This window comes from Paenibacillus sp. SAFN-054 (genome assembly GCF_051966755.1).
In the GTDB taxonomy this organism is placed as follows: Bacteria; Bacillota; Bacilli; order Paenibacillales; family Paenibacillaceae; genus Paenibacillus_AQ.
In genome coordinates this window covers 383,851-400,130 of the sequence record NZ_JBQCKS010000002.1, presented here as the reverse complement: position 1 = coordinate 400,130, position 16,280 = coordinate 383,851, and the positions used below count along the sequence as shown (strand labels likewise).

General features: G+C 52.3%; 12 protein-coding genes and 2 tRNA genes. 11 read left to right on the top strand and 3 right to left on the bottom strand.

Translation table 11 applies throughout. The features are described 5' to 3' along the window. Positions 1 to 21: 21 nt before the first annotated feature. Positions 22 to 981, top strand: coding sequence for an aldolase catalytic domain-containing protein (locus ACTHPM_RS13205; protein ID WP_440395903.1), 960 nt, complete (start codon positions 22 to 24; stop codon positions 979 to 981). 76 nt (positions 982 to 1,057) lie between these two features. On the opposite strand, the gene ACTHPM_RS13200 is transcribed toward ACTHPM_RS13205, so the two are convergent. Both ACTHPM_RS13200 and ACTHPM_RS13195 read right to left on the bottom strand, forming a co-directional pair. Continuing rightward, positions 1,058 to 1,309 (bottom strand): NfeD family protein, encoded by a 252-nt coding sequence (locus ACTHPM_RS13200; RefSeq protein ID WP_440395904.1) that lies wholly within the window; start codon positions 1,307 to 1,309, stop codon positions 1,058 to 1,060. A gap of 11 nt (positions 1,310 to 1,320) precedes the next feature. After that, positions 1,321 to 1,644, bottom strand: coding sequence for a YbjQ family protein (locus ACTHPM_RS13195; RefSeq protein WP_440395905.1), 324 nt, complete (start codon positions 1,642 to 1,644; stop codon positions 1,321 to 1,323). Between the two features lie 207 nt (positions 1,645 to 1,851). Between ACTHPM_RS13195 and ACTHPM_RS13190 the strand changes: the two genes are divergently transcribed. From ACTHPM_RS13190 to ACTHPM_RS13180, 3 genes are all read left to right on the top strand, one after another. Then, the gene (locus tag ACTHPM_RS13190; protein ID WP_440395906.1) at positions 1,852 to 3,954 is read left to right on the top strand and encodes a bifunctional diguanylate cyclase/phosphodiesterase; all 2,103 of its coding nucleotides are present in this window, start codon (positions 1,852 to 1,854) and stop codon (positions 3,952 to 3,954) included. Positions 3,955 to 4,053: 99 nt separating this feature from the next. Beyond that, a tRNA-Pro gene (locus ACTHPM_RS13185) sits at positions 4,054 to 4,127 on the top strand. A gap of 10 nt (positions 4,128 to 4,137) precedes the next feature. Next, positions 4,138 to 4,211, top strand: a tRNA-Gly gene (locus ACTHPM_RS13180). 304 nt (positions 4,212 to 4,515) lie between these two features. On the opposite strand, the gene ACTHPM_RS13175 is transcribed toward ACTHPM_RS13180, so the two are convergent. Beyond that, positions 4,516 to 5,676: an ROK family protein gene (locus tag ACTHPM_RS13175; RefSeq protein WP_440395907.1), complete on the bottom strand. Its 1,161-nt coding sequence runs from the start codon at positions 5,674 to 5,676 to the stop codon at positions 4,516 to 4,518. A gap of 236 nt (positions 5,677 to 5,912) precedes the next feature. Between ACTHPM_RS13175 and xylA the strand changes: the two genes are divergently transcribed. The 7 genes from xylA to ACTHPM_RS13140 all read left to right on the top strand — a co-directional run bounded on the left by xylA (position 5,913) and on the right by ACTHPM_RS13140 (position 16,253). Next, the gene (gene xylA, locus ACTHPM_RS13170; RefSeq protein ID WP_440395908.1) at positions 5,913 to 7,229 is read left to right on the top strand and encodes a xylose isomerase; all 1,317 of its coding nucleotides are present in this window, start codon (positions 5,913 to 5,915) and stop codon (positions 7,227 to 7,229) included. A gap of 137 nt (positions 7,230 to 7,366) precedes the next feature. Beyond that, positions 7,367 to 8,863 carry a xylulokinase gene (gene xylB, locus ACTHPM_RS13165; protein ID WP_440395909.1) on the top strand — a complete coding sequence of 499 codons (1,497 nt, stop codon included), beginning with the start codon at positions 7,367 to 7,369 and terminating at the stop codon, positions 8,861 to 8,863. 113 nt (positions 8,864 to 8,976) lie between these two features. Beyond that, positions 8,977 to 10,770, top strand: coding sequence for a cache domain-containing sensor histidine kinase (locus ACTHPM_RS13160; protein ID WP_440395910.1), 1,794 nt, complete (start codon positions 8,977 to 8,979; stop codon positions 10,768 to 10,770). Next, positions 10,763 to 12,304 (top strand): response regulator, encoded by a 1,542-nt coding sequence (locus tag ACTHPM_RS13155; protein WP_440395911.1) that lies wholly within the window; start codon positions 10,763 to 10,765, stop codon positions 12,302 to 12,304. The genes ACTHPM_RS13160 and ACTHPM_RS13155 overlap by 8 nt, the downstream gene beginning before the upstream one ends. Positions 12,305 to 12,454: 150 nt before the next feature. Next, entirely contained in the window at positions 12,455 to 13,438 is a 984-nt protein-coding gene (locus ACTHPM_RS13150; protein WP_440395912.1) for an ABC transporter permease, read from the top strand. A gap of 63 nt (positions 13,439 to 13,501) precedes the next feature. After that, positions 13,502 to 14,410 carry a carbohydrate ABC transporter permease gene (locus ACTHPM_RS13145; protein WP_440395913.1) on the top strand — a complete coding sequence of 303 codons (909 nt, stop codon included), beginning with the start codon at positions 13,502 to 13,504 and terminating at the stop codon, positions 14,408 to 14,410. A 121-nt stretch (positions 14,411 to 14,531) separates the two neighbouring features. Beyond that, entirely contained in the window at positions 14,532 to 16,253 is a 1,722-nt protein-coding gene (locus ACTHPM_RS13140; RefSeq protein ID WP_440395914.1) for an ABC transporter substrate-binding protein, read from the top strand. Positions 16,254 to 16,280 lie beyond the last annotated feature (27 nt).

Here is a 16,280-nt window from a genome sequence, read left to right as displayed (position 1 = left end):
TATCGGAAGGAGAAGTTTTTGTTGAAGACAAATCCCTGCAAGATCGTGGATTGTACAATTCGTGACGGTGGACTGGTGAACAATTGGGACTTCAGCGTTGAGTTTGTGCAGAACCTGTATGCCGGTCTGAATGAGGCTGGCGTTGATTATATGGAGATCGGCTACAAAAACTCTCCGAAGCTGCTTAAAGGCGCTGATCAAGCGGGGCCTTGGCGTTTTCTGAACGATGATTTCCTCCGTCAAGTGATTCCGCAAAAGGGGAAGACCAAGCTGTCCGCACTGGTGGACATCGGACGCGTTGACGTGGACGATATTTTGCCGCGCGAGGAAAGCATGCTCGATTTGATCCGCGTGGCCTGCTACATCAAGGATGTGGACAAGGCGCTTGAGCTGATCCAAACGTTCCATGACCGGGGATATGAGACGACGCTGAATATTATGGCACTGTCTAACGTGATGGAGAATGAGCTGGTGGAAGCCTTTGAGATGATCAAGGACAGCGTGGTTGATGTGGTGTACATTGTGGACTCCTACGGAAGCCTGGATCATAGGGATGTCGAATACCTGGTTGAGAAGTTCAAGGCCCATCTGCCTAACAAGCGGCTTGGCGTACATACGCACAACAACATGCAGCTGGCGTTCTCAAATACCCTGATCGCGGCTGAGTATGGCGTCGAACTGCTGGATGCTTCCGTATACGGCATGGGGCGTGCTGCGGGCAACTGCCCGACCGAGCTGCTCGTCACGCATTTGAAAAATACGCATTATACGCTGCGTCCGGTGCTGGATATCATCGAGCGCTATATGATTCCGCTTCGCGAAAAGGAAGAGTGGGGCTACCTGATTCCTTACATGGTAACAGGCACGCTCGGCGAGCATCCGCGTTCGGCGATGGCACAGCGCGCATCGAAGGATAAGGATAAGTACGTGGAATTTTATGATAAACTGACGACGCCGGAAGTAAACTTCGATACGAATTAATGTTGTGCTCCCATGGAGCAGACAGCTACACCAAAAAGCTTGACCGCGATGGAGGCGGCCAAGCTTTTCCTTTTTCCTATGATATACGTATGTACTCCCGTTCGCCGGTTTCCTTATTATAATACACCTGATACTTGCAGCCGTCGCGCGGGTCTACGAAGATCTCCGGGGTAGGGGAGAATTTGCCGCTTAACAGATCCCTCTGCACGTCATCCGTACCCTTTCGCTTATATCTGCGGTCAAAATAACGCCAGCTGAACCAGAGCAGCAGCAGAAAGACGACGATTTGCAGTCCATACACGAAAATGACGGTCACGATCGCTCCCATGTCGATCCCCGTTAACCGACAGGTCTTGTTCTGACGACGGTTCCATAAGCGACGATTTCGCTCATGTTATTACCGATGTCCCCGCTGTCGAACCGCATCATCACGATGGCGTCCCCGCCCATGGCGTGGGCATTCTGCACCATCCGGTCCATCGCCTGCCGCCGGGCATCCTCGATCATTTGCGTATACTGCTTGACCTCCCCGCCGACCAGCCCTTTCAACGAAGCCATAATGTCCCCGCCGATTCCCCGCGCGCGAACAACAACGCCGAAAGTGGTGCCCAGCACTTCTACAACCTCATGATTGCGTATATTTTCTGTCGTCGTAATGATCATTCACATACACTCCTTCCCGTGATTACTTATTTTACGATTAAATATGCAAAAGGATTCAAATATTTACGCACCCACGGCTGCTGTCGAAGTATGGCAGAGCACGAAAATTATTGTCTTTTCCTAGCAGGAAAAGAAGGAGATACGTGGAATTATTTAGCATGAAACCATCTTCATTTATTTTTGATAACCCGGGGGTCAGATGGCTTTATGCGTACAAGGATAGAGGAGAAGCGAACGATCAAAGCAGCCCTGTGGGGGATCGTATTATTTGCGGCCATCCAATGGGCCCAATCGGTCTTTAATTTGCAATTCATGGATAAAGATGCATCAAGAACAGTAATGATTCTCCTGAGCTGCTGCTGTGCAGCGGTGAGCTTTGCCATCTTTTCGCAGGGGTGGATGTTGTTTTCGCACAAGCTGTCCCGATTTAGACTTTATACGGCTGCATTGTTTTTATGTGTGGCAGTCATTGATCTTGTGCAGACCATCAGTCTCGTAGGTGTGCCTGTTTATAGCTTTTCACTGACGCAGAATGACGCCCTGTGGCTGCTTCTCCTGTCGAAGCTTTTGCTTGCAGGCGGCATTTTATGCATTTACAGCCTGAAAGATTCGATGGTTTCGCTTACCCATAAAAGCATCGTCTTCATGGGAACAAGCCTGCTGATCGTTTTGTCTGTGGCCGTTTTTGCATTATGGCATCCCCTTTTACCACCAATGGCCAACCAGGATAAACTGAGTCCCCTTATGAAGCTAATGGGGCTGGGTATTGTAGCACTTTCCTTGGGCGGCATGGCTTCGATCGTTTACCGGGGACGGAAGGAGCGGGCTCCATCTTTGCTCATTATTATCCGTGCCTTGCTCTACATAGCCATTGGGCAGGGGTTGATCCTTAGCGCCCGGAATACATATGATATCACTTATTTGCTTGGAGTCGTTTGCGGCAGCATATCCTACTACCTGATGCTTAAAGGCGTTTACCGGCTGACGATTGAGGATCCGTTCCGGGAGCAGCAGCGGGTCGAGGCCAAGATGAACTATTTGGCTTTTCATGATGATTTGACGGGCCTGCCCAACAAGCGCAGACTGACACAGCGCCTGGACAAGCTGATGCAAACACGGGACAAGGACACGCCGGGCATTGTGGTGTTTAACGTCAATCGCTTCAAGAATATCAACGATTCGCTGGGACATCAGGCAGGGGACCGGCTGTTGCAGCTTGTGGGCGACAGGCTGAAGCGGAATTCGCTGCCAAAGGAAGAAATTTTCAGTATGGGCGGAGACGAGTTTGCCCTGATTATTCCGAGCCTGGCCAGCGTGGAGTCCGCCATGAAACGGATCCGAGAAATGCTGGAGCTGTTCGAAAAGCCGGTTACGATCGATGATTACGACTATCATATTTCGCTATGCGCCGGCATGGCTGTGTACCCTGAAGACGGAGACACGGCCGAGCAGTTGATCCAGCATGCGGACACGGCGGTTCATCACGCAAAAGATTACGGAATCGATGTGCGCCATTTCGTTCCATCGATGCAGCGCAAGGCGAAAGAAAGACTGAAGCTGGAAAATGATCTTCGCAAGGCGCTGGAACTCGACGAATTTTATTTGGAGTATCAGCCGCTCGTGCATCTGGAAACGACGGAAATCGTCGGAATGGAGGCACTCCTGCGTTGGAAGCATCCCAAACGGGGAAATGTCTCCCCACAGGAATTCATTCCGCTGGCAGAAGAAAGCGGAATGATTGTCCCCCTTGGAGAGTGGGTGCTGCGCACGGCCTGCCGGCAGAATAAACAGTGGCAGGAGGCCGGTTACAAGCCGATCTGCGTGTCCGTCAATCTATCCATGCGCCAGTTTCTGCAGCCGCAGCTGGCAGAACAGATCGGTCACATCCTGGATGAGATCGGACTGGACCCTAAGTATGTGGAGCTGGAAATTACGGAAAGCATGACATTTGACAAAGAGACGGCCTTTGAGCAGCTTCACCGCCTGAAGGAGCTGGGCGTCTTTATCAGCATTGATGACTTCGGTACGGGGTACAGCTCGCTTCACTATCTGAAGAACATGCCGATCGACAGACTTAAGATCGACCGTTCCTTCGTGCATGAGGTCATGAGTGATCATAACGATGCGGCTATCGTGTCCACGATCGCTTCGATGGCACACCATCTGCAGCTTAAAGTGACCGCCGAAGGGGTGGAGAACGAGGAGCAGCTTCATTTCCTGAGGGAGCAGCGCTGCCACGAAGGACAAGGCTATTATTTCAGTAAACCGATCCTGCCGGAGGTATTCGAAAAAACATTTTTGCTTCATTAATCGCGACCTCAAATGCCAAACGAAAAAAAGAGTTGCAAATCCCGCCTGCTCATGATATATTATTTCTTGTCTTCACTACCATGAAGTCGTGAGTAACAGCGGGACGTAGCTCAGCTTGGTAGAGCACCTGGTTTGGGACCAGGGGGTCGCATGTTCAAATCGTGTCGTCCCGATTTTCATATTGCGGGTGTAGTTCAATGGTAGAACTTCAGCCTTCCAAGCTGATAGCGTGGGTTCGATTCCCATCACCCGCTCCATACATAAAACGCAAACGCCGAAAGGCGTTTTTTTGTTAGGCGGACGTGGGGAGAGGGCCCACGCAGCGTGGGTGCGACCGTCCGAGCCAGCATCAAGGTCTGAACCCGCCGAGGACGCGCGTCAACATCACCTCTATCCGCGAGCCGCAGGCTCGCCTTTAAATCGGATGTTGAGTATTCCCATCACCCGCTCCATTAACAAAAAAAGCAAACGCCGAAAGGCGTTTTTTTGTTGGGCGGACGTGCGGAAGAGAACCCGCGCAGAAAAGGCCGGTGGATTGATGATCCACCGGCCTTTTCATATTCAGACCATGACCCGCGTGTGTCCGAGAAAATGCATCGCTGCGGAGAATCCGGCACCGATCATCGCCGCACGGCTGCCAAGCGTGGAAAAGGCAATTTCCAGCTGCTGCTTGTGATAAGGCAGCGTTCTCTTTGCCACGACCTGCTGCATCGTCTTCTCGAGCCATTCCCTGGCTTCGGAAAGCGCGCCTCCAATCACGATAAGCTCGGGATTAAAGCTGTTGATCAAATTCGTCAAGCCGATGCCAAGATAGGTGCCCATCACGGAAAATTGCTGGAGCGCCGCGGCATTCCCGTCGGCTGCGAAGCCGATGAGATCCCGGGTATGATAGGCCGGCAGGGCCACCGAGGTCAGGTCATAGGCCTTTTCCGACGCATACAGCTCCCAGCAGCCCTGGCTGCCGCAGCTGCAGGGCGTACCCTCCGCTTCGATGCACATATGCCCGGTCTCGCCGGCATAACCTCTGGATCCTTTATAGAGCTCGCCGCCGATGATGATTCCCGAGCCGATCCCCGAACCGGCGCTGACATAAAGCAGATGCCGCACGTCTTCGCCTCTTCCGAAGTTAAGCTCGCCAAGTGCTCCGCTGTTGGCTTCATTGTCGATAATGACCGGCATGGAGAACGCCTCTTCCAGCTGCTGGCGCAGCGGGGCCCTCTCCCAGGCCAGGTTGGGTGCGAACAGCACCACGCCGTGTTCATCCACCATGCCGGGAACGCCGATTCCGATGCCGACGACGCCGTAATGGGTGGGAGGGGCTTGGCTGATCAGACCGGTTATCACCGTTTTCATTTCTCCAAGCACATATTCATAATCATGCCGCAGCAGGGAGGTCTCGCTTTCACCCAGGACGCATCCGTTCAAATCGCAGAGAACCGCCGTGAGCTGCTTCACGCGCAGCTCCATGCCGATCACGCAGCCGGCCATGGCATGAAAATTCAGAATAAGCGGCTTGCGCCCGCCGCTCGATTCGCCCGGCCCGGCCTCCAGCACGAGATGATCCTCCAACAGCTCGGCTACCAGATTGGAGACCGTCGCTTTGTTTAAGCCTGTCATTTCCGATATCCGGGCACGGGACAGCTCGGCGTGCTTGCGGATCGTATGCAGGATTAAAGACTTGTTGATTTTTTTAACAAGCGCCTGATCCCCGGTGACATTCACGTACAACACATCCTTCAAGAACGATTCGATTTTTGCATATGCCCCCTAGTCTAGTGGCTTCTCGGGTAAAATGCAATACAGAGCTGTCGGGCGGCCATTCGCAGGACCGGTAGGGGAAAGAACGGAGTAAAAGGAAAATAAAAACTTTGTTTAACCAATATACAAAGTTGGATTGTTGTGTTAGGATGTTGTTGTAAACGTTTGCGATCAAGGTATTTTGAAGGAGGAGCATACACATGGCATATTTTGAAAACGTCGGTAAAATCAATTACGAGGGCAGCCGTTCTACCAACCCTTTTGCGTTCAAACACTACAATCCCGAGGAAAAGGTAGCCGGCAAAACCATGGAGGAGCATCTTCGTTTTGCCATGGCTTACTGGCATACGCTGACGGCCGGAGGCAGCGATCCGTTCGGTACGGATACAGCCGTTCGCGGCTGGGACCATCTCAGCGGCATGGACAAGGCGAAGGCGCGTGTCGAAGCAGCATTCGAATTCATGGATAAAATGAATCTTGCTTATTTTTGCTTCCATGACGTGGATATCGCACCAGAAGGCAGCAGCCTAAGCGAATTCTACAGCAACATCGATACGATCGTGGACCTGATCGAGCAGGGCATGAAATCTTCCGGCAAAAAACTGCTGTGGAACACGGCGAACATGTTCACGAATCCGCGTTATATGCATGGTGCCGGATCGACCTGCAACGCTGATGTGTACGCGCATGCCGCAGCTCAAATCAAGAAAGGCCTTGAAGTCGGCAAACGGCTTGGAGCGGAAAACTATGTATTCTGGGGCGGCCGCGAGGGCTATGAAACGCTGCTGAACACAGACATGAAGCTGGAAATGGACAATATGGCCCGCCTGTTCTCCATGGCGGTGGATTATGCGAAGGAAATCGGATTCGAGGCCCAGTTCCTGATCGAGCCTAAACCGAAGGAGCCGACCAAACACCAGTATGATTTCGATGCGGCTACGACCATCTCGTTCCTGCAAAAATACAACTTGGATAAACACTTCAAGCTGAATCTGGAAGCCAACCATGCGACATTGGCGGGCCACACGTTCAATCACGAGCTGCGCGTGGCACGGATCAACGGCATGCTGGGCTCCTTGGATGCGAACCAAGGCGACATGCTGCTCGGATGGGACACGGACGAATTCCCGCTGGATATTTATGACGCTACCCTGACGTTGTATGAAGTGCTCAAAAACGACGGCCTAGGCAAAGGCGGCATCAACTTCGATGCCAAAGTACGCCGTCAATCCTTCGAGCCGGAGGATCTGTTCCACGCCCATATCGCGGGTATGGACACGTATGCCAAGGGATTGAAGGTTGCAGCGAAACTGATCGAGGACCGCGTCTTCGACGACTTTGTGGATAAGCGTTACAGCAGCTTCAAGGAGGGTATTGGCGCTGATATCGTATCCGGCAAAGCGACACTCTCTTCCCTTGCTGAGTATGCACTGAATAACCAACAGCCGCGCAAGAACGAATCCGGACGCCAGGAAATGCTGAAAGCGCTGCTGAACCAATACATTTTGGCTGACTAAAATAACATCGCATCAAACACATGCAGCGGAGGTTGCCTGAAGACAGCGTTCTTCGGCAGCCTTTGCTTGTTCCAGGGGACCTTTTAGGGTCAAATGGAAGTGGACTGCACCAGATCTTAAGCCTTAGGAGGCAAAATATGAAATATGTTATTGGAATAGATATCGGTACGAGCGCGGTAAAATCGGTGTTGGTGTCTGCGGAAGGTCAAGTCGTGTGCGAGCATTCGGAGAGCTATCCGCTGCACAGGCCCGAACCGGGCTGGAGCGAACAGAATCCGGAGGATTGGGCAGAGCGGACCATAACCAGCTTGCGCCGGCTAATGGAGAAGTCGAAGGCCGATCCCGCGGAAGTGGAAGGTCTCAGCTTTTCCGGGCAAATGCACGGATTGGTGCTGATGGACGGACAGGGGAGCGTGCTGCGTCCGGCCATTTTGTGGAACGATACGCGCACGACTGCGCAGTGCCGCCGCATCGAAAATAAGCTTGGCAGCAAGCTGCTCGACATCGCAAGGAACCGTGCACTTGAAGGATTTACGCTTCCGAAGATTCTGTGGGTGCAGGAGCATGAACCTGAGGTACTGTCGCAGGCGGAGGTGTTCCTTCTGCCGAAGGATTACGTCAGATACCGTCTGACCGGGAACTTGGCGATGGATTATTCCGATGCGGCAGGCACGCTGCTGCTGGATGTAGCGGGAAAAGCATGGAGTGCCGAAATCGCGGACGCCTTTGACTTGCCGCTGTCGTTGTGCCCTAAGCTGGTGGAGTCCTCCGAGCTGACAGGCACGCTGCTGCCTGATGTGGCGGAAGCCGCCGGACTGCTGCCGTCGACGAAGGTGTTCGCAGGCGGAGCAGATAATGCCTGTGGCGCGATCGGCGCGGGCATTCTCGGTGAAGGCAAAACGATGTGCAGCATCGGAACGTCCGGTGTCGTCCTATCCTACGAGAGCCGGAAGGATATCAATCCGCAGGGAAAAGTGCATTTCTTCAACCATGGCGAAGAAAATGCGTTCTATGTCATGGGCGTCACGCTTGCGGCAGGACACAGCCTCTCCTGGTTCAAGGATACCTTTGCGAAAGAGCTGAGCTTTGACAGCCTGCTCGAAGGCATACAGTCTGTTCCGGCAGGTAGCGGCGGTCTGCTGTTTACGCCTTACATCTCCGGCGAGCGGACACCTCATCCTGATGCGGATATCCGGGGCAGCTTCATCGGCATGGACGCCGGTCACACGCTGAAGCATTTCGCGCGGTCGGTGCTTGAAGGCATCACCTTTTCGCTGAGAGAATCCATCGATATCATCCGCCAGTCGGGCAAGGAGATTACAGAAGTGACGGCGATCGGCGGCGGAGCGCAGAATGAGGTGTGGCTGCAAATGCAGGCGGATATTTTTGGAGCCAAGATCGTCAAGCTGCAGAGCGAGCAGGGACCCGCCATGGGAGCTGCCATGCTGGCCGCTTACGGCTGTGGCTGGTTCTCTTCACTGGCAGCATGTGCCGAAGTGTTCATCCGTCCAGCCAAGACCTATTCACCGAATCCGGAGCAGGCAAAAGCATACTCTGCCTTGTTTGCCATCTATCAGGACGTGTATGTTCAAACCCGGGGTATGAACGAAAGACTTGCAGCTTTCCGCAAATAAGATATAAAGTTGAGATAGTGCTTCACTCTCCTTCGTTCCATGTATAGGGCCTGAGTGATCCACTGGTTACAGATTGTTGTCCGGCTGAATAAGGCCTCTGGGGGAAGATCGATATGTGGCATCGGATCGTAATGCTGCTGAATGACATTAAAATACGCAACAAGCTGCTGCTATCTTTCCTGCTGGCGGCCCTGCTGCCGGTTCTGCTGGTCGGCTTATATCTTACGAACGAAATGAAGCAAATGGCGTTTCATAATGCCATGGAACAGGCCTCGACGAACGTGGACCGGATCAAGAAAAGAACGGAAGAGGTCATTCGCGTCTCCTTGGACATATCGTACCGCCTTTCCAACGATGCCAGACTGAAAAAGCTGGCCAACCGGCAATATGAAAGCGTTTATGATGTGGTCGAAGCCTACCGCGACTATCCGGATATGCGGGAGTATCTGCGTCTGTACAAGGAGATCACCAACATCCGTCTGTATACGGACAACGCGACCCTCTTGAACAACTGGGAGCTGATCAATGCGTCGGACGAGATCAAAGCAAGCGATTGGTACCAGGACGCCCTCAAGAATGAGGGAATGGTCAGCTGGCGGTACATCGAGGATGAGCGCGATCACAAGAAATATTTGAGCCTGGTCCGGACCATTGAGCTGGAGAGTCTCAAAAAATACGGTGTTCTGGTCCTGAACGTGAACAGTAATATGCTGAATTCAATCCTGAACCAGGAAACGTTCGATACGATGATCGTGGACGATCAGGATTATATTATCGCAGCCAACCGTGGGGACTGGAACGACAAGAAACTGTCCGACATCTCCCTCGGCAACAACATGCGGACCCAGAAAAGCGGAACGTTCGAGGCTACGCTCAACGGGGTGTCTTCCAAAGTCCTGATCGACGAGGTGAAGCCGGTTTCCAGCGAAAATGGCGTGCGAATCATCTCCATGTTCTCGATTGACAGCATCATGAAGGAGCCGAACAGGGTCATCGGACTTGCGCTGACGGTCATTGTGATCAGCATCGTCTTGGCATTTTTACTTATTTATGGCGTTTCGTCCCTCTTCTCGCGGCGGATGCTGCGGCTCAGCAGACACATTAACCGGGTGGGGCTCGGAGATTTCGATACCACGCTGCAGATCGACGGCAAGGATGAAATCGGTTTGTTATCAAGGCAGTTCAACTCAATGGTCCGAAGCATCCATGACTTGATGGAAGAAGTGACCCAGTCCAATGAACAAAACAGGCTGATGGAGCAAAAGCAAAGCGAGATCCGGTTCAAAATGCTCGCCAGCCAGATTAACCCGCATTTCCTGTTTAACGCGCTCGAGTCGATTCGCATGGAGGCCCATATGAAGGGACAAACCGAGATTGCCCGGGTCGTCCGTCTGCTTGGTAAAATGATGCGCAACAACCTCGAAGTGGGGAACAACAAAATTCCGCTGAAGCAGGAGCTGGAAATGGTGCGCTGCTACCTGGATATCCAGAAGTTCCGTTATGAAGAGCGTCTCCGGTACGAGTTCAAGGTCGATCCGGCAACGGAATGCCTCCACCTCCCGCCGCTCATCATTCAGCCGCTGGTGGAAAACGCGGTCGTGCACGGTCTCGACAACAACGCGGAAGGAGCTCTCGTCAGGGTCGAAGTGATTCAGGCGGGCAGTGAAGTCAAGTTTGTCATTACAGATAACGGCATCGGTATCACAGCCGAAAGGTTAAATAAAGTCATGAATACGCTGGAGGATCCGGAGGAAAGGGACGGCGAACGGATTGGCCTGCGCAACGTTCATGTTAGATTGAAGCTCACATATGGTGAAATGCACGGCTTGTCCATCGACAGCAGGCCCGGCCAGGGGACGAACATCTCCTTCACCATTCCGCTGGAGGGGGAAATACCGGATGATTAAAGTGCTGATTGTGGATGATGAACCCAAGCTCCGCGAAGGCTTGCGAAGTCTGATCCCTTGGAATGAAAAAGGCTACGAGGTGGTGGATACCGCGGCGAATGGCCATGAGGCTCTGGATAAATATGATGTGCATAAACCGGAGCTGATCATTGCAGACATCCGGATGCCCGGCATGGACGGCCTTGAACTGATCCAGGAGCTCCGCAGCCGCGGAGCGGACAGCCATGTGCTTATCCTAAGCGGCTATGCCGATTTTGAATATGCCAAGCGGGCGATCTCCTATCATATTGACGGATATTTGTTGAAGCCGGTGGACGAGGATGAGATGATGTCTTATCTCGATGAACTGAAGGACACGATCGTAAAAGAACAGAGTTTCAGCCAGTGGAAGGAAGAGGAGCCGTCCCGCAACAGGGAGGCGACGCTGAAGGAGCTGCTTCAGCCTGACGCAGCTAATGCCGATGCCGCGAAGCTCAGAAGCTATGCGGCATCCCTCGGCATTCCCGAAGGCCCCTGCGAGGTCGTGCTGCTGAAGCTAAAACGCATGGATACGATCAGCGATGAGCATACATCGGCCTTACGGGAGACGCTGCAGGACATGCTAAGCCGGAAAGGGCTCGGAATCGTTTTTCAGTATCCTCCTCATATCGGTCTGCTTCTCACCAGGCCTATGCCGGGTGAGGAGGGGGAACGGAAGCTGTATGAATGCCTTGAGGCAATCTTCCGGCAGGAGCAGCTTCAATTCAGTGCAGCCACAGGCGGAACCGTAGGCGGAGTGGAGCTGGCCTACCTGTCGTTGGCAGAGGCCTGCGCTGCACTGCAATCGAGCTTTTTCATGCCGAAGGGAGCCTTGATCCGCCAATCGAACGAAGTCGGGGGCGTGGAGGGACCGCCGGAGATGGATTACTCCGAAGCGGAGAACCGGCTGACGCTCATGGTCGAAACCGGTAATGACTTCAGGCTCGAGGAGCTGGTTGCGTCCATCTGCAGCCATATGGCAACGAAACGGATGGATGAGCTGAAGCTAAAGGAACATTGGATCCGGCTTGTGGGCAGCATTCTCGCAAGGCTGGAGTCCTCGCATCCGGAACTGCGCCCGTTCCTGGCGGCACATGCCGCGCCTTTAGGGGCGGTATACCAGAGCGATCATATCAACGATCTAACGGAACAGATCCTGTCCTATTTAAGGGGAATTTCCGATGAAATCAATCGGAGGCACCGCGGGAACGACATACAGAAGTTGATTGACCTCATCCACCGCAGGTATAACGAAAACCTGAAGCTAGAAACGCTGGCCGAGCTGTTCAATTACAACAGCGCATACCTCGGAAAGATGTTCAAGAATACGACGGGAGAGTATTTTAACACCTATCTGGACAAGCTGCGGATCGGGAAGGCGAAGGAGCTGCTGGAGCAGGGCATGAAGGTATACGAAGTGGCTGAAAGGGTCGGTTACGTGACCCCGGATTATTTTAATATGAAATTTCGCAAATATGTCGGGGTGTCCCCAACCTCTTACCGTAAGGGAAAATGACGGTAAGGGGTTTTTCTGATTTTTAGGGGATTATGCGCTGATTCACCCTGTAAAATGTCTAATTTTTATATGATTTTATATCTAATTTTGAGGGTACTGCAATCGCTTACAACAATTTAAAATAAGGGCATAGAGAGGAGGGCATTACCATTGAAAGCGGCAACAAACAAACTAGACAGCGCTCCGGACAACAGAGATAAGCCCGGAAAGCCACTCGATACCCGAAAACGTTTTTGGAGAACTTTTAAAAATCAGAAATACTTGTATTTGATGTCACTCCCGTTCGTCATTTGGGCGTTTGTGTTCAATTACCTTCCCCTTTGGGGATGGACGATGGCATTTCAAAAATATAAGCCGGCACGCAGCTTTTTTGAACAGGAATGGGTGGGATTCGATCATTTCAAAACCCTTTTCCACGATGACCAGTTTTTATTGTCCCTGCGCAACACGCTGGCGATGAGCACGATGGGACTGATCGCAGGGTTTGTTTTCCCGATTCTGTTCGCCATCCTTTTGAACGAGGTTCGGGTCAGCTTTTTTAAACGTTTTGCACAAACGATTTCGTATTTGCCTCACTTCGTGTCCTGGGTCGTGGCAGCGGGCATCGTAACCAAGATGCTGTCGACCGATAACGGTCTTGTCAATGATCTGCTCCTGGGCCTCGGCTTTATTGATCAGCCGATACAGTTTATGGCTCAAGGCCATCTGTTCTGGGGCATCGTCACCTTGTCGGATGTGTGGAAGGAAACCGGATGGAACGCCATTATTTATCTCGCAGCCATCGCGGGGATCGGACCTGAGCTGTATGAGGCAGCCCGCGTGGACGGCGCAAGCCGCCTGCGTCAAATGTGGCATATTACCCTTCCGGGAATCCGGCCGACCATCATCGTCCTGCTCATCATGTCCGTCGGCAACCTGTTGAACATCGGCTTCGAGAAGCAGTTCCTGCTCGGCAACAATCTCGTCACGGATTACTCGCAGGTGCTGGATCTGTACTCTTTGAAATACGGTCTCGGCATGGCACGTTATTCCTTCGGTACAGCGATCAACATTTTCAACTCGGTGATCAGTGTAGCGCTCTTGTTCACCATTAACGGCATATTCAAGCGCACGACCAAAGAGAGTCTACTGTAAAGGGATGGCAGCATCCCTGCAGCTTCTACGAACCAACATTCATGGAAAGGGGGGAACGTGATTGTGGGCAAAACAGCGTTAGCGCACGGCAAATCCTGGTCCGACCGGATCTTTGATACGCTGGTGTACTTGACCATCCTGCTCGTTGTTGTGATCACCGTCTATCCGTTCCTGAACGTGCTCGCCATTTCGCTCAATGATTCGATCGACAGCGTGCGCGGCGGCATCACCATTTTTCCCCGGAAATTTACCTGGGACAATTACGTTAAGATATTTACATTCAGCGGTTTGATTACAGGCTTTAAAATTTCTGCGCTCCGGACGATTATCGGAACACTGCTCGGACTGCTCAGCGCATCAATGCTGGCTTTCACGATCAGCCGTGAAGACTTTCAGGGCCGCAAATTCATATCCACGTTTCTCGCTTTGACCATGTACGTATCCGGGGGAATGATCCCGACCTATATACTGATGAAGGACCTGGGCCTCATGAACACGTTCGCGGTGTACGTTTTGCCCGGCATTGTCAGCGCATTCAACGTGTTCGTCATCCGTTCCTTCATCGATGGTATCCCGTATGCACTGCAGGAATCGGCTAAACTGGACGGGGCGAACGATTTTACGATATACTGGCGCGTGATTTTACCCCTGACCAAGCCGGCACTGGCGACGATTTCGCTCTTCCTGGCGGTGGGACAGTGGAATGCCTGGTTCGATACGTACCTGTATAATGGATCAAGTGAATCGCTCACGACGCTTCAATACGAACTGATGAAGGTGCTTCAGAGCACGACCGCCGGCAGCGGAGGAGACTATCGAACCAATCTCGTCAATTCAACGATAAATCAGGTCTCGCCGGAATCGATCAAAATGGCCATCACGATTATCGTGACCGTGCCGATTCTGCTGATATATCCGTTCCTGCAGAAGTATTTCGTCAAAGGCATGACGCTGGGAGCGGTGAAAAGCTGATTGCTGCACGAAAGCTAACGGTATTGCCAGGGGCGCTTTCTTGAGGCCCCTGTTATACAAATAGAAAAATGTAGTAGAGGGAATCAAGAGAACGAATCATCCATCAGGAGGGGTGTAAGTTATGGAAAGCAAGAGAAGAAGAAAGATGAAAGCCTCCGCTTTACTGCTCGTATCCGCACTGTTTGTCGGCATGCTTGCCGGCTGCGGGGGAAGCGGCAATGAAACGGCGGGAAAGGATAAAGGAGCAAGCGGAACAGCCCAAACGGCAGCAGACGATAAATCGCCGATGACATTATCCTTTTTCAGCGCCGACCCGAGCCCGAACTGGACCGGCATGAAGGACCAAATCGGCAAGATCATTACCGAAAAAACAGGCGTCACGCTGGATGCCGAATTCGCTGTCGGCGATCCGCAGCAAAAGGTAGCCTTGATTGCCTCGAGCGGTCAATATCCGGATCTCATCAGCGCCAAGAACGATCTCAATAAGCTCGTCGACGCTGGCGCCATGCTGGATCTGACGGACTTGATCGACCAGTATGCTCCGAACATCAAAAAAGTGCTGGGCGACGAAATCAAGCGCGCCCGCTACAGCGACGAAGACCATGCGATTTATGCGATCCCGACTTATGCGGGCGTGGATATGCAGAACTTTAAGGTCAGCGGCGGATTCGAGCTTCAGCATCGTGCGGTTGCCGAAGCCGGGTATCCGGAAATCAAAACCGTGCAGGATTATGAGAACGTTATCAAATCCTACATTGAGAAGCATCCAACGGACGAAAACGGCAACAAAAACATCGGTTTGACCCTGAACGCCGATGATTGGTACATGTACATTACGGTCACGAACCCGGCCTTCTATACAACCGGATCCCCGGATGACGGCGAATACGCTATCGACGTGGATACGCAAAAGGTAACGTATCACTTCAAACGCCCTGTGGAGAAGGAATACTTCCGCTGGCTGAACCATATGAACGATATCGGTCTTCTTGACCCGGAAAGCTTTGTGCAAAAGTATGACCAGTACAAAGCTAAAATTGCCACCGGCCGCGTCATCGGCCTTATTGATCAGGACTGGGCGTACGGAGATGCCGAGAAGGCGCTGAAGACGGCGAAGAAATTCGATCAGGGCTACGGTCATTATCCGGTTACATTGTCCAAGGAATATAAAGAAACCTCATTCTGGCCTACAGGCTTCATGGCTGGATACGGCATCGGCATCAGCAAGGATTGCAAAGACCCTGTCCGCGCGATCAAGTTCCTGGATTACCTCGCTTCCGACGAAGCTCAAGTGCTGATGAACTGGGGCGTAGAAGGAAAGGACTACAAGGTTGAAAACGGCAAACGCGTCATTCCGCAAGAAATTCTTGATCGCAAAGTAAACGATGCGACCAATTTCACGAAAGAAACAGGCATCGGCTTATACCAAACACTGGGCGTTCATTATGGCGATGGCGTGAAGGATTCGACAGGTAACTACTACACCACGAACTACCCTGAACAAATCGTGACGGAATTCAATGATGTCGAGAAGAAGACGCTGGCAGCTTACAACGTAAAGACCTGGAGAGAGTTGTTCCCGAAAGAAGACGAGTTCAAGGTCAGACCTTGGGGCGCAGCATGGAATATCAACGTTCCGGGCGACAGTGAAATCGTTGTTCTGGACAACAAGCTGAAAGACATCACATGGAAGAGAATCCCTGAGGCCATTCTTGCGAAACCGGCCGATTTCGATAAAGTATGGGATTCTTACATGAAAGAGCTGGACAAAGCAGGCGTAACCAAAGTGGAATCCATGCGCGAGGAACTGGTGAAGCAGCGCGTGAAGCTGTGGAACGAATAACCATTCAAGCTTTAGACGTAAGAACGA